General features: G+C 45.2%; 14 protein-coding genes. 1 reads left to right on the top strand and 13 read right to left on the bottom strand.

Going from position 1 to position 14,491, the window contains the following annotated elements:
- Window positions 1-20: 20 nt before the first annotated feature.
- From secD to A3738_RS12935, 13 genes are all read right to left on the bottom strand, one after another.
- Window positions 21-1,877 (bottom strand): protein translocase subunit SecD, encoded by a 1,857-nt coding sequence (gene secD / locus A3738_RS12995; RefSeq protein WP_068476684.1) that lies wholly within the window; start codon window positions 1,875-1,877, stop codon window positions 21-23.
- Between the two features lie 116 nt (window positions 1,878-1,993).
- Window positions 1,994-2,362, bottom strand: a complete 369-nt coding sequence (yajC, locus tag A3738_RS12990; protein ID WP_082869160.1) for a preprotein translocase subunit YajC — start codon at window positions 2,360-2,362, stop codon at window positions 1,994-1,996.
- A gap of 43 nt (window positions 2,363-2,405) precedes the next feature.
- Window positions 2,406-3,545 carry a tRNA guanosine(34) transglycosylase Tgt gene (tgt, locus tag A3738_RS12985; RefSeq protein ID WP_068476801.1) on the bottom strand — a complete coding sequence of 380 codons (1,140 nt, stop codon included), beginning with the start codon at window positions 3,543-3,545 and terminating at the stop codon, window positions 2,406-2,408.
- 51 nt (window positions 3,546-3,596) lie between these two features.
- Complete coding sequence (gene queA / locus A3738_RS12980; RefSeq protein WP_068476682.1) at window positions 3,597-4,625, bottom strand: tRNA preQ1(34) S-adenosylmethionine ribosyltransferase-isomerase QueA; 1,029 nt, start codon at window positions 4,623-4,625, stop codon at window positions 3,597-3,599.
- A gap of 8 nt (window positions 4,626-4,633) precedes the next feature.
- Window positions 4,634-5,734, bottom strand: coding sequence for a chorismate synthase (aroC, locus tag A3738_RS12975; protein ID WP_068476680.1), 1,101 nt, complete (start codon window positions 5,732-5,734; stop codon window positions 4,634-4,636).
- 21 nt (window positions 5,735-5,755) lie between these two features.
- The gene (gene prmB, locus A3738_RS12970; RefSeq protein ID WP_068476678.1) at window positions 5,756-6,652 is read right to left on the bottom strand and encodes a 50S ribosomal protein L3 N(5)-glutamine methyltransferase; all 897 of its coding nucleotides are present in this window, start codon (window positions 6,650-6,652) and stop codon (window positions 5,756-5,758) included.
- A 102-nt stretch (window positions 6,653-6,754) separates the two neighbouring features.
- Window positions 6,755-7,618, bottom strand: coding sequence for a DUF4892 domain-containing protein (locus tag A3738_RS12965; RefSeq protein ID WP_068476676.1), 864 nt, complete (start codon window positions 7,616-7,618; stop codon window positions 6,755-6,757).
- Window positions 7,619-7,645: 27 nt separating this feature from the next.
- Window positions 7,646-8,527, bottom strand: coding sequence for an alpha/beta fold hydrolase (locus tag A3738_RS12960; RefSeq protein ID WP_068476674.1), 882 nt, complete (start codon window positions 8,525-8,527; stop codon window positions 7,646-7,648).
- Window positions 8,514-9,293, bottom strand: a complete 780-nt coding sequence (locus tag A3738_RS12955) for a TatD family hydrolase (protein WP_068476799.1) — start codon at window positions 9,291-9,293, stop codon at window positions 8,514-8,516. The genes A3738_RS12960 and A3738_RS12955 overlap by 14 nt, the downstream gene beginning before the upstream one ends.
- A gap of 98 nt (window positions 9,294-9,391) precedes the next feature.
- Window positions 9,392-9,742 (bottom strand): PilZ domain-containing protein, encoded by a 351-nt coding sequence (locus tag A3738_RS12950; protein WP_068476673.1) that lies wholly within the window; start codon window positions 9,740-9,742, stop codon window positions 9,392-9,394.
- Between the two features lie 84 nt (window positions 9,743-9,826).
- On the bottom strand, window positions 9,827-10,822 hold the full coding sequence (locus tag A3738_RS12945) for a DNA polymerase III subunit delta' (RefSeq protein ID WP_068476670.1): 996 nt from the start codon (window positions 10,820-10,822) through the stop codon (window positions 9,827-9,829).
- Window positions 10,823-10,828: 6 nt separating this feature from the next.
- The gene (locus tag A3738_RS12940) at window positions 10,829-12,826 is read right to left on the bottom strand and encodes a DUF3488 and transglutaminase-like domain-containing protein (protein WP_068476668.1); all 1,998 of its coding nucleotides are present in this window, start codon (window positions 12,824-12,826) and stop codon (window positions 10,829-10,831) included.
- Complete coding sequence (locus A3738_RS12935) at window positions 12,826-13,614, bottom strand: DUF58 domain-containing protein (protein WP_231876648.1); 789 nt, start codon at window positions 13,612-13,614, stop codon at window positions 12,826-12,828. Before A3738_RS12935 ends, A3738_RS12940 begins: the two co-directional genes overlap by 1 nt.
- 239 nt (window positions 13,615-13,853) lie before the next feature.
- On the opposite strand from A3738_RS12935, the gene A3738_RS12930 reads away from it, so the two are divergent.
- Window positions 13,854-14,491 (top strand): hypothetical protein (locus A3738_RS12930; protein ID WP_197473843.1); only part of this gene is annotated, 638 nt, incomplete at its 3' end.

The raw sequence follows: 14,491 nt of genomic DNA, 5'->3' as shown, positions 1-14,491 counted from the left end.
ATTTTGTTTCCTACTACCTATTAACCAATGGATAACTTTTCAACTTTACGTGAACCGTAAACCAAATTAGTAATGGCACGACTCAAGAAAATTGCAGTGAACATTGAGGTAAAAATACCTAACGCTAAGGTAACCGCAAAGCCTTTCACTGGTCCGGTGCCTACAGCAAACAAAATAATCGCTGCGATAAAGGTTGTAATGTTTGCATCTAAAATCGCAACGAAAGCTCTGCCATAACCCGCATCAATCGCTCGTTGTGGAGACATGCCTGCTTTCAATTCTTCGCGTATACGCTCAAATATGAGTACATTCGCATCAACTGCCATACCGACCGTCAAAACAATACCTGCAATGCCCGGCAAAGTTAACGTCGCCGATATCATAGACATCAATGCACACAAGAGCACAACGTTAACTAATAGCGCGATGTTCGCAATCACACCAAATACACGGTAATAAACAAGCATAAACAATAGTACTAGAGCAAAACCGATCTGCACGGACAACAAGCCAGCATCGATGTTAGCCTGTCCTAAGCTTGGTCCAACCGTACGCTCTTCAACGAAATACACTGGTGCCGCCAATGAACCAGCACGCAATAACAATGCAAGCTCAGCCGCTTCAGTCGGGGAATCTAGACCGGTAATACGGAAGGCATTACCAAAGGCAGATTGAATTGTTGCAAGGTTGATGATGTTACGAATCTCACGATTGCGGCGTTCGACCACCTCTTCACCATCAACAATACGCTTACGAGTTTCTGTTTTCTGCTCAATAAACAAAACACCCATACGACGTTTGATGCTGCGCTTCGTAACGTCAAGCATCATCTTGCCGCCGTTACCATCAAGCGAAATATTTACCTGCGCGACGCCATTTTCATCAAAACCAGCATTCGCATTGGATACGTTACTACCCGTAACGATCACATCTTTTTCGAGAATACCGCTACGGTTTTCGTCTTGCTTAAAGTTAAAACGCTGAGTTTGGCTACTTGGCGCACCAGCTTTGGCTTCCAAACGGAACTCAAGGTTAGCCGTCTTACCAATGATACGTTTAGCTGTTGCAGTATCCTGAACACCTGGAAGCTCAACTACGATACGATCACGCCCTTGGCGCTGAACCAATGGCTCTGCAACGCCCAGCTCGTTAACACGATTACGAAGCGTGACTAAGTTTTGTTGAACGGCATAGTCTTCAATCTCTTTCACGCTTTGTTCTGAAAGACGCAAGATGAGGTAAGCCGCATCTTCTTCATCTTGATTGGTGCGTGTGAACTCGCGGTATTCTGTCGCCGCAAAAGAAGTTGCTTTATCACGCTCTTCAGCGGTACGGAATTTGATCTTTATACCGTCCAAACCGTCAATCGAGAAAGCTCTATATCGGATACGCTCATTTCTCAACGCACTCTTAATTTCACTTTCGTATACAGACAAACGCTGACTTAGCGCTTTTTCCATATCTACTTGAAGCAAAAAGTGAACACCACCACGTAAGTCCAAACCTAGCTTCATTGGCCCTGCACCAAGTGCTTTCAACCAATCTGGCGTAGTTGGTGCCATGTTCAGCGCAGCAATAAAATCATCACCAAGCGCATCCTGAAGTACAGTTTTAGCACTCAGCTGCTGTTCAGTTGAATCAAATCGCGCCAATACAAGACGGTCTTGCAATTCAACCGCTTTGGGATTGATACCTGCTTGTTCAAGCGCTTCGCTAATGTCGTTCGCAAGTTCTTGATCAGCAACGGTCGTAGTTTGAGTACCCGTCACCTGAATCGCGAAATCGTCTGGGAATAAATTAGGCGTTGCATAAATACCACCGATCACCAAAATCAGGGCGATCAATGCATATTTCCAAGCCGGATATTTATTGAGCATGTGAGCTCCTAAATGCCTTTCTAATTGTTGTGTCTAATCACATGCAACTTGAGTAGGATGTTACTAAGAAGTTACTGCGCACAAAAAAACAAAAGCCGGGCGAACCCGGCTTTCCATTAAATACCTTTCAACGTCCCTTTCGGTAAAGCAGAAGATACGGCCACTTTCTGAATTTTCAATTCAACACCTTCAGAAACCTCGACCGAAACAAAGTCATCCGATACTTTTGTGATCTTGCCCGCAATTCCGCCGTTAGTAACGATCTCATCGCCTTTATTCAAGCTAGCTACAAGATTCTTATGCTCTTTCGCTCGCTTAGACTGTGGGCGCCACATCAAGAAGTAAAAGATCAAGATGAAACCACCGAAGAAGATAAGTTGCATAAGCGCGCTAGGCTCACCTGGTTGCGCTGCGCCTTCTGCATATGCCGCACCTGACATAACCATAAGAACCAATAACGAAAGTTGTTTAATAAGCGTGCTCATTTTCTTCCTCTTAACTATTTAGAATATTTAAAAAATTAGTGTTTTAAGCGTCGTTAAACGCATCTTCGATGTCTAATGGGGGCGTATCGCGCCCTAGCGCAGCATAGAAGTCGTCAACAAAGTCGGACAATTTACCTTGTTCGATTGCTTCGCGCAAACCACTCATAAGATTTTGATAATAACGGAGATTATGGATGGTATTCAGTTGCGCCCCGAGCATCTCATTGCAGCGATCTAAGTGATGCAAATATGCTCGTGAGAAGTTTTTGCAAGTGTAACAATCACACTCAGAATCAACTGGACCTAGATCATGACGATGTACCGCATTGCGAATCTTTATAACACCACTGTGCGTAAACAAATGTCCGTTTCGTGCGTTTCGCGTAGGCATCACACAATCAAACATGTCAACACCTCGACGAACACCTTCCACGAGATCTTCTGGCTTACCAACACCCATTAAATAACGTGGCTTATCCTCTGGCATCTTGTCGTGCAAATGCTCGAGTATGCGCATCATGTCTTCCTTTGGCTCACCAACAGAAAGACCGCCAATTGCATAACCGTCAAAACCAATATCGGTTAAGCCTTCTAAAGAGATATCGCGTAAATCTTCGTACATACCACCCTGCACAATACCAAATAGTGCAGAAGGACTTGAACCATGCTCATCTTTACTACGTTGCGCCCAGCGAATAGAACGCTCCATCGAATCTTTCGCTTCCTGCCATGTTGCTGGATAAGGCGTACACTCATCAAAGATCATCACGATATCTGAGCCGAGACTACGCTGAACCTGCATAGACACTTCAGGCGTAACATTCACTTCAGAGCCATTAATAGGGCTTTTAAACTTCACACCTTCTTCGGTTATCTTACGCATGTCGCCCAAGCTGAATACTTGGAAACCGCCTGAGTCTGTAAGAATTGGCTTGTCCCATTGCGCAAAGTCATGAAGGTCACCATGCTCTTCGATAACTTCAGTTCCTGGTCTCAACATCAAATGAAATGTATTACCTAGAATAATTTCTGCACCGATCTCTTTGATGTCACGAGGCAGCATACCTTTAACCGTGCCGTAGGTACCTACAGGCATAAATGCCGGAGTCTGAACCGTTCCTCTTGGGAATTTCAGTTCTCCGCGTCGCGCAACTTTGTCTGTCGTCTTTAATTCGAACGACATAAAGCATTCAGGGCGAGACATAGCTTCTCCAATAAATAAAATAGTTTGTGATTAGCGCTGAGGCTCTAAGAACATCGCATCACCATAGCTAAAAAAGCGATACTTATTCTCAATCGCATGAGCATACGCGTTCATCATGTTCTCTTGACCAGAAAACGCCGAGACCAACATTAATAGCGTGCTTTGCGGTAAATGAAAGTTTGTGACTAAGGCATCGACAGTTACAAACGAATACCCTGGGTAGATAAAAATATCAGTATCGCCCTCGAAAGGCTCTAAGCTACCTGATTGACTAGCTGCCTCCAGGCTTCGCATACTGGTTGTACCGACACATACGACGCGACCGCCATTTGCCTTCGTTTCACGAATTTTGTCGACTGATTCTTTGGTGACCTGAATCCACTCACTGTGCATAACATGGTCTTCGACACTATCAACCTTTACTGGTTGAAACGTTCCCGCCCCAACATGCAAGGTGACAAAAGCCGATTCAACACCTTGCTCAGCAAGATCACTGATCATTTCATCACTAAAGTGCAGACCCGCAGTAGGCGCAGCGGCGGCGCCAGGTTCTTTGGCGTAAACAGTTTGGTAACGATCATCGTCAAGAGACTCGTCTTCACGATCGATGTATGGTGGCAACGGTACATGGCCTTCCGACTCAAGAAGCGCAAACACCTCTTGATCTCCGCAAACTTTCAATTCAAACAGCGCGCCTCTGCGCCCAAGCATTTCAAGTTCACTTCCGCCTTCTGTATATAACTTGGAACCAGGTTTCGGTGATTTAGACGAACGAACATGTGCTAAAAAAACCTGCTCTTCGACTTTACGTTCGAACAAGATTTCGAGTGCCCCGCCGGTTTCTTTTTTTGCAAACATCCTAGCGGGAACGACCTTCGTGTTATTGAAAATGAGAAGATCGCCTTTCCTAAGCAAATTAGGTAAGTCAGCAAACTGAAGATCTGCCAAGGCGCCGGTTGCGCCTTGAACATGCAGCAAGCGGCTTTCGCCTCTTACCTTCGGTGGATATTTTGCAATCAACGACTCTGGCAATTCAAAGTCGAAATCAGAAACCTTCATGTACCCTCTTAGTTTGCTTCAGACTTAATAATTGGTGTTTCGCATTTAACGTCGGCATTTTGAGCACGATGACGCATAACATGATCCAACAATGTAATCGCTAACATCGCCTCAGCAATTGGCGTTGCACGAATACCAACACAAGGGTCGTGACGACCATGTGTCACTACCTCAATTTCGTTACCGAAACGATCAATACTCTTGCCAGGTAGGCGCATGCTTGATGTTGGTTTCAAAGCAATGTGAGCAACAATATCTTGCCCCGTAGAAATACCACCAACGACACCACCAGCATTATTGGAAAGAAAACCTTCAGGAGTCATCTCATCGCGATGCTCAGTACCCTTCTGCTCAACGGAATCAAAACCTGCACCGATTTCCACACCTTTTACTGCATTAATACTCATCAGAGCATGAGCAATTTCAGCATCAAGACGATCAAAGATTGGCTCACCCAAGCCCGGCATCATTCCTGTCGCGATCACCGTGATCTTTGCACCGATCGAATTACCTTCTTTGTTGATGTCTTTCATGTACTCTTCCATCAACGGAATTTTATCCGCATCCGGGCAGAAGAAAGGATTTCCCTCAACGATAGACAGGTCAACATTCTCAACTTTAATCGGGCCTAGTTGAGACAAATATCCCTTAATTTCGATGCCAAAAGCCTGACTTAAATACTTTTTAGCAACAGCGCCCGCAGCGACACGCATCGCTGTTTCACGCGCAGAGGAACGACCACCGCCACGGTAGTCTCTAAAACCGTACTTCTGCGTGTAGGCATAATCGGCATGTGCAGGACGGAAGGTATCAGCAATATTTGAATAGTCTTTTGAGCGCTGATCAGTATTTTCTATAATCATACCGATCGATGTCCCTGTGGTTTTTCCTTCGAAAATGCCACTCAAGATCTTTACTTCATCCGCTTCGCGACGTTGCGTGGTGAAGCGCGAAGTCCCGGGTTTACGACGATCTAAATCGTGTTGAATATCTTCCTCAGAAATCTCTATTCCTGGAGGACAACCATCGATGATACAACCGAGTGCCTTACCATGACTTTCGCCGAAGGTGGTTATCGTAAATAACTTTCCGAAGGTATTACCTGACATCGTATAACCCTTTCGTTTTGCTTATTCTTTAACGGCTTGAAGTTGGTCTGCCGTGAGCATAAATACACCATGCCCGCCGTGCTCAAATTCAATCCACGTAAATTCTAATTCTGGGTACGCCTCTTCTAGCGCAACCCAACTATTTCCAACCTCAGCGATCAGGACGCCTGATGGCGATAAATATGAAGCAGCCTGACGTAACATTTCTCTTGTGAAATCCAAGCCATCATTGCCTGATGCGAGACCCAGCATCGGCTCTTTGCGATACTCGTCCGGCATACTGCCAATATCTTCTGCATCGACATACGGAGGGTTAGACACAATCAAGTCGTAAGTGTGATGATCTCGCTCACTTAGCGCAGAAAAACAATCTGACTTCATGGCAGTAACGCGATCCTGCAGGGCAAACTTCGAGATATTCTTATTGCATACCTCTAATGCGTCTTCAGAAATATCTAATAAGTCAACTTGAGCCTCTTCAAAAAGAAGTGCCGACGCAATACCAATACACCCACTACCTGTGCAAAGGTCCATAATGCGTTGCGGTTCATCCAATAACCAAGGAGAAAAACCATTCTCAATGAGCTGTGCCAGCGGACTGCGTGGCACGAGAACGCGGTCATCAACGTAAAATTCTAGGCCACAAAAGTAAGCTTTGTTGGTCAAATAAGCCAAAGGAATACGTTGATCAATGCGCGCATTGAGATTCTTAGTGAGGCGAAGAATTTCTTCATCCGTCACACGACAAGCCCAAAGTTCACGGTCAAAATCCCATGGAAGAGACAAGGTTTGTAAAACTAATGCGACAGCTTCATCCCACGCGTTATCTGTACCGTGACCAAAATAGACATCACTGCTATTGAGCCGCGTAAAGCTATATCGAATAAAGTCTGCAATTGTGTGTAGTTGCGCCGCCACAACATTGCCTCAAGGTAGAAAAACCGCGCAATTATATAGGGAATGGAGCCAGAGTGCTAAGCATGCTGGCTACTGAAGCGTAAAAACTATAAAAAAGAGGCCTCAATCTAAGAGATATAGATATAGCCATTGGCTAGCGTCGAGAGAAAGTGGCTTTTGGCCTAAACGGCCCATCGGTCGAAATTCAACGTTTTCAGCTTTCAAACCTTGGGCATAGATATCTTGCAGCAAGGGCTTTGCGAAGGCTTCGGCAGCGCCCAAAGCTTCAACTTGCGTTTCACCCTCAACACTCGAATAAGCCAAAGCAACAACTTTAGCGCCTTCGGTTTTCGTCAAATAATCATTTAGCGCATCCGCATTGAAATGCTTTAGCATCGAATCACTGACCAATAAACCGCGCTTCATGTCTGCGACTAAATCTGCTGGAGGCGCCGCGGAGAAGCTCAGATATACCATATTCTCGCGACGAACATTTTCAACAACGTAAACACTAAGCCAGCCTTGCTCTACACCATCATCAACCTTCCCAACTAAGTAAGATTGATTGTTGTCTCGCCCCGCAAGGTTTCGAATACTGAACACTTTGTTAGCCCAATCATTACTCGATCCGCAGTTACGCTCGGCACATTCAAATTCAATTTTTCCCTTTGATGAAAGCAAATTTCGGTAGTAACTTAAGACCTTATCGCGACTCGAAAAACTCGCAACACGGTATAAATAATTAGTTCGACTACCTTCGAGGCTAGTTTGGCGGTCAACACGTAAACTATTGCTCACCCGTTTAATGCTACTAAGAGGAAACGGATGCAAAGCAACGTCCTGTTCCGATTTCGAAACAAACTCCAAGCCCGGCGCCTCAAAACTAAATTGCTTCGCATGCGCTACTTGTACTAGCGCAATCGAAAGCATAGAGACCAAAAACACGTGTACATTCATCCAACTTGAACGAGCCAACCTGTTTTGCATTCACTAAACCCCTTTGGTTCGATGTAGTTACTCAGTGACAAAGTCACCGACTAATTGAGCTGTCAGCGCAACGTCACCTTCCATATGGAAGTGATGCCCGCCGTCTACTTGATGCTGCGTTAACGTTTTTATATACGCAAGCCGCTTCTTAATAGCTTCATATTGCTTGAAATAACCATCCGTTCCAACAAGCAATAGCACAGGACATTCGATGCCTCCCATTATTGCCTCAACCTGCGCTTCAGAAAATCGCAAAAGTGATGGCTCTAACAGCCTTGGATCAGATGACCACGTCCAACCACCTTCCACCTCTATCGTGCCCCGCTCTACAAGAAGTCTTGATGCAGGCATAGAAATCTTACCGACCCCTGCCGTTCGCGCGCGGGCAGCCACTTCTTTAGTAGGATAAACATTAAGCTTTGAGTTTCTCAACGAGGATGCACGCTTCACCGCTCTTTTGAGTTGCGGCAACACATTTTCAATTTCATCAGTCAGCGGCCCTAAGCTATCTAGCAACACCAAATGCTTAACTCGTTCGGGCACTGAAGCAGCAACTAAGGTCGCGATAATGCCACCCATGGAATGACCAACGATATCGAAATCACTTCCTTCAGAAATACTATCAACAAACGCCAAGACATCGATCGTATTATCAACAAGGTGATATTGAGCTGACTTATCGCGATGCTGTGACTTCCCATGACCAGGCAACTCCAATGCATACACAGGACGCCCCTCTAGTTGAAGCCTTTCGAGCATAGGCTCAAAGGCCGCCGCATTGTCTAGCCACCCATGAAGCATGATCACAGGCCGGCCCTGCGTTTGTCCGTTATGGAAGCCCGCAAGCGTCAATCGCTCAGTTTGTTGAGAAAAGTGCTGATAATTCAAAATACACTTACGCTCTTGCATGCGTGAACAGAGCGTGGAAATTTTCCGCGGTTTTCTTGGCCACTTCCTCAACAGAAATACCGCGCAACTCGGCTATAAACTCCGCCACTTTAGGAACATACTTTGGCTCATTAGGCTTACCGCGAAACGGAACAGGCGCTAAATAAGGTGAATCTGTCTCAATTAGCATATGCTCAAGCGGAATCGACTTAGCGACGTCTTGCAGCTCAACTGCATTCTTAAACGTGACGATACCACTAAACGAAATATAGTAACCGAGTTCAATCGCGCGTAAGGCCATATCGAGATCTTCGGTAAAACAATGGAGCACGCCAGCAACACTAGGGTCACCATGTTTTGCAATAATCTCTAAGGTATCTTCTTTTGCATCTCGCGTATGGACGATCACAGGCTTGCCACATTGCTTGCTTGCCTCTAGGTGTCGAATAAAGCGTTCTTGCTGAAGCTCTTTTTTATCTTCGCTGTAGTAGTAATCTAACCCCGTTTCACCAATCGCAATGACCTTTTCTCGCTTAGATAGCTCTAATAAACGCTCAACGCTCGGTTCTTCGCCCTCATAACTTGTTGGATGAACACCGACCGAAGCATAAATATTATCAAAGGAGCTTGCCGCGCCTAACACATCTTCGATGTGCTCAAGATCAATCGCAACACAAAGCATTTCACTCACACCTTCGTCACGAGCTGCAGATATGGCATCTGCTAATCCACCCTCATATTTCTCAAGCTTTAATCGATCTAAATGGCAATGGGAATCTATAAACATAAGTACTCGAATACACACAAATAATGCGCGCCAGTGTAACGCGAACACAAAAAAGGCGCATCATGATGTGCGCCTTTTTTTATTTACAAAAGAACGAATTACATACTGTGGGTCGGACGATCCGAACTTAATGCCCCAGCTAATTCCTTCTCAATAATATTTTTTGCTGTTTCGTCTTCAGCACTAAACTGAACGCCAATACCTGCTGCGCGATTTCCTTGCGCACCTTTTGGTGTCACCCAAATAACCTTACCTGCTACCGGAATTTTTTCAGGCTCATCCATTAGATTGAGAAGCAAAAACACCTCATCACCCAGGTGATAGTTTTTGCCTGTCGGGATAAACAAGCCGCCATTTTGAATAAATGGCATATACGCAGCATACAGTACTGCTTTATCTTTGATCGTTAGCGTTAATATACCGCTACGCGCTCCGAACCCAGCTGACATAATCGTTTTAAATTCCTGAAAAATAACGTCTATTTTTGAAGTATAGGGCAATGACGCATTTCTGCGAGTGAAATTAGCGCAACATTATCGAGAACTTCGCATTAGGTCTTGCCATAGAATAATCAGCGACTCACAAAGAAGCTGCGGATTGGGGTTTGTGCTTCCCATCAATAGACGCAATTGCACCAAATGCGCTTCGCGCAATTCAAACAATACGGAAAAACCCGCCTTGCCTGCCAAATACTTAAGCATTGCAACGCTATCAGCGTTTAAAAAGACGCTCTCATCTTCCGTCGAACTAAAACGAATCATTTGCTCGATCCATTGAATCAGCCAAACGAGTCGATCCTGCAAATAGTCATCCGCCCATGACTCAGCCAAATCGCTGACTGTTTTTTTACGCTTAACGGCCGCACCAAGCCCTTCAATCATAGTTTTTTGCTGACCCCAAGCGTCTTGCTCAATAAATCGCATCGCTGTAACTGGCTCGCCATTCGAGATACTCAAGCATGAATGAACAACATCAGAATCTGCAGCAGGCAAACTCTGCATTAACCACGATAAAGCATCTTCATGTGAGGGCGGCTGGATGTTTAAGATCTGGCAACGAGAACGAATAGTTGCCAATACAGCTTCTTGACGCTGCGCAACGAGAAATATAATCGTATCGCCTGCTGGTTCTTCAAGCGTTTTTAGTAAGGCGTTTGAACCGGCGATATTTAAGTCTTCGACCGGATTGATCACCGCAACCTTATGTCCGCCACGCATGCTAGACTCGCTAACGAAATCAACCAAGCTTCTCACCTGAGAAATTTTAATTTGCTTTGCGTCCTCTTCTAGCTCAAGAGACATAAAGTCGTTGTGGCTCCCTGCCTCCATCAAATGACAAGCTTTGCACTGTCCGCAGGGATAACCAGAAGCAGGCGATTCACACAGCAATGCCCTAGCTAGAGTATGCGCAAGCACATCGACACCTAAGCCTTCTCCGCCTGATAACATAACCGCATGAGGTAATGCGTCTCTTTTTTCTAAATCTGAGATTGTCTCGACCAACTCAGCATGCCAAGGCATGATATTCATAATTCACTACTCTAAAGACAGATCCGCATTGTATAGTTTTTTGTGCAGCTCGCGAGTACGAATGGCAAGATATTTTTTTATATATGTCGGCAAAGCATCACTCACACGCTTATAAAAATTGATCGGCGTTTCACCGCGCAAACGCTCGACGCGAAAAACTCGCAACACTAACAAACAACGCAAATAGCGACGTTCAACGCGAGTTAAACTTCTCGAATATCGTCCAAGATATAAATAAAGCATCGTTGCGGCGGATAACACAGAGAGAATACCAATAAGCAAATACACTAAATGTCGCCAGCTAAACTCACCCAACATACTTTGAAGCAGTTTTTTTTGATCAGCCTCTCCATACCCTAAGACAAAACGCTGCCAACGATAATTGATTGCATCACCCTGCTCAATCAGCCAGCGTAACGCACCCACTCGATAACCGATTGAAGCTAAATAGTTATCCTGAAGAAAAGTTCCTTCCGCCTGTACTGCTGCCGCAAGCCCGAAAGACAAGCGATCTGGCGCCACATAGGCTGTCGGATCAATACGCAACCAACCATGCCCTTGAACATAGGCTTCAACCCAAGAATGCGCATCATATTGGCGAATCGTCCAGTGCCCTGCACTCTCGTTAAATTCTCCGCCTTGGTATCCCAAAACAATCCTTGAAGGAATACCCGCCTCACGCAGCAAAAAAGCCATGCTACTTGCATAGTGCTCGCAAAAACCAAGCTTTGTATCGAATAGAAAACCATCGACTGTATCTTGCTCAAGTAATGGCGGCTTAAGCGTGTATGCAAAACCCTCAGAAGCATAAAAATCCAGTATTTTAGATATCAGTTCGATTTCGGTGGTACCATCGGATAAAAAGCGAGTCACTAAGTCACGAGCGCGTGGGTTTCCATTAGCCGGCAACTGCACATCCTGAAATGAACTAGATACCTTACGTGATACATCAGGCAAAGAAGCAATTGCCGTACCCTCGTAGGAACTTGCCACCCCATCTATTTTCATTCGGTATGGTGTTGGAGAGTTAAGAGAGTAGTTAAATTCGCTGATCCCCATCCCTATAGAAAATACGTTTCCTGATGCAGATTCTGAACCTGCCAATGCGAGAGCCCATCGGTTGTTATGCGGCTCCAGGATCACATCATAATATGGCGTACTCACAGATTGCGGCTGATATATCTTTTGTGCCTGAACTGAAGCAATGCCAGCACGCCCTCGCTCCACCAAAAGCGCTTCACGATCACGCGACCAAGCATCACCATCGAATCGATCTAAAACAAGCGCTCGCCAATACAAGGTTTCTCGCTCTGGCTGCAAACCAAAGAATGTGGCACGAAATGCCGTTTCCGCGGACTGAGTGAGATCGGCAATAGCACCAGGACGAAGTGTCTCGCTGAGCCCGGTTTGTGCAGAACTTGTTTTAATTGGCATCGACCACAGTGGCGCAATTCTAGGAAAAAACATGAAAAGACAAATTGCCAACGGAAACGCCAAAGAAACAATCTTCAACACTCGTCCAATTTGAGAGCGCACGCTTCCTATCACACTATCGTTAATACGCATGAGCAGCGCCAAACAAAAGAGAAGTGAGCAAAACTGCAGCACCACATGCATGATACCTTGCTCAAACAGCATCGATACTGCGCTTAAATATAACATCACATAAACGAAAATGAGCACATCCCGCTGAGAACGCAACTCTAGTGACTTCATACAACCGACTAACAAGAGAAACACAGCTGCCATTTCAACGGAATAATCCAGTCGATAGTCAAGGAAGAAAACAATGAATGACGCACTGAGAACAATCACATTTAACAAGCGCTTACCAACCAGACCTGGTAATGCAACTAAAGCGATAAACAGGGCGATGCACGAGAAGAGCCATATTGGCGCGATCGATAAAAATGACACGGCCTGAAGCAGCATGACACCAACAACTCCGTGCCGAATGCCGTTTAATTCAAGAACCTCAGTTTGGGATACTTGCACTTCGGCCATTAAGCACACTCCGCCAAAGCCCTCAAACAGCGTCGCAAATGCAGCTCGCCCTGCTCTTCGCCAACACTTACATTTGGCAAGGATAACGAAAACGGAAGACGACTTTCATGTAACTCAAAAACATCGAAACACAAATAACTCAGCGCCAACTCCTTACCAAAGCGCATATATGAGTCATACTCAAGATGGACAGGATCCGCGCTAAGAAGCTCTGGCGAGCGAACTATTAGCTCATCACGCTTAGCAAAATGCTTCCAGAGAATTCTTCGAACATTATCGCCCTTATCATAAGCCTTAACATTATCGAGCTCTTGCCCCGAGATCTGCCCCGATCCTGAAACCGCATTGCGCTCTAGGCTTGTATTTTCGGGTGACGGTAAGGGTCTAGGATAAACGTACACAGCTTCGTCAAACCACATCCATGTCCATGCTCGAACTAAACCGAAAGGAAAGTATGTTTGAAGACGAATACCTGATAACGAGTGCACGCCTCGTTCAAATGACTGAGTCTGAACCTTTACATCGAAACTCTGCTCCATATGCCATATCGATTCTGGCCCTACTTCAAATGCAGCATAAAACCCAGAACGCTGCTTACCCGCCGTATCTGCAACGACATTTACTGTGACCTTTTCTCCAGCCTCAACCGGTAACATTTCGCTGAGTCGCAAAGTCAAACCTTGCATATTAAAAAAACAAAGCCAAATCGAGACTGCAAACACGCCACCCAACATGAAAACGAACAAATAAATAAGGCTGCTCTGATAGTTGATCGCTGTGATTAGCATCACTAGCAACATCAACAGAAAGAAAAAACCCTGCTTACTCGGAAATATATAAATATTCTTTTGGGTAAGAAGGTACTCGGAGCGCCTTTGCGTACGACGTTCAAGCCAACGCCTAAATAGCTTTTTTATTGTCATTCTCCAATTTTTTTAACTGCATCTAATTACAGCATAAACACCTAATAAAAGAAGCATATAAATAGCGCGTCAACTTGCAATAAACGAGACTTGGGTAAATACTCATGGGGCATTCACATAGAAGTAAAGACTTTATGATTGATCGTCTATCTCTTCGCTCTTTAGGAAAAAGCGCGTTCATTACAGTCGCAGGAAGCGTCTTCGCAATTAGCTCAAGCGTTCAGGCTGAAGTTAAGTCACTAACGAGCTCAGAATTAACCGATACGTACATTGAAGACTCTACGATTATTATCACCCCGAAAAAACAAAGTAATCTGAGCCAACAGAGAACAATTTCAAGTGTCACAATTGCGCCATATGAAGGTGAAGACACCGACTCTGAGTTACTGATCGAGCAGGAAGAATCTCAAACAGGCTTGATTAACGCCGTTGCTCTTGATGAGGAAACCCTGAGAAACTCTTCGGTTGATGCTGTATTTATCCCTGAGATTGAAGTTGACATTCCCACCTATGAGGAGATCAACACTCAGCCGGTTGCCGATATTCTTGGTGATGAACGATATCGTCCACCTGAAGGTGACTTCGACTTCTCATACATTGGTGATGACTTAGCACTTAGCCGACAGGGCGATAAGCTAACGTTCTCTATTGGCAACCTGCCAGGAATTGATCAAATTAATATCCCTGAAGCGGTTCAAGACGGTGGTCCAGTCGAATTAATTCCCCGCCCAGGCGGTGGCTT

The sequence above is a fragment of the Oleiphilus sp. HI0066 genome, from assembly GCF_001635725.1.
Note: the sequence above shows the minus strand (reverse complement) of the source record. Positions and strands in the feature narration are given on the sequence as shown.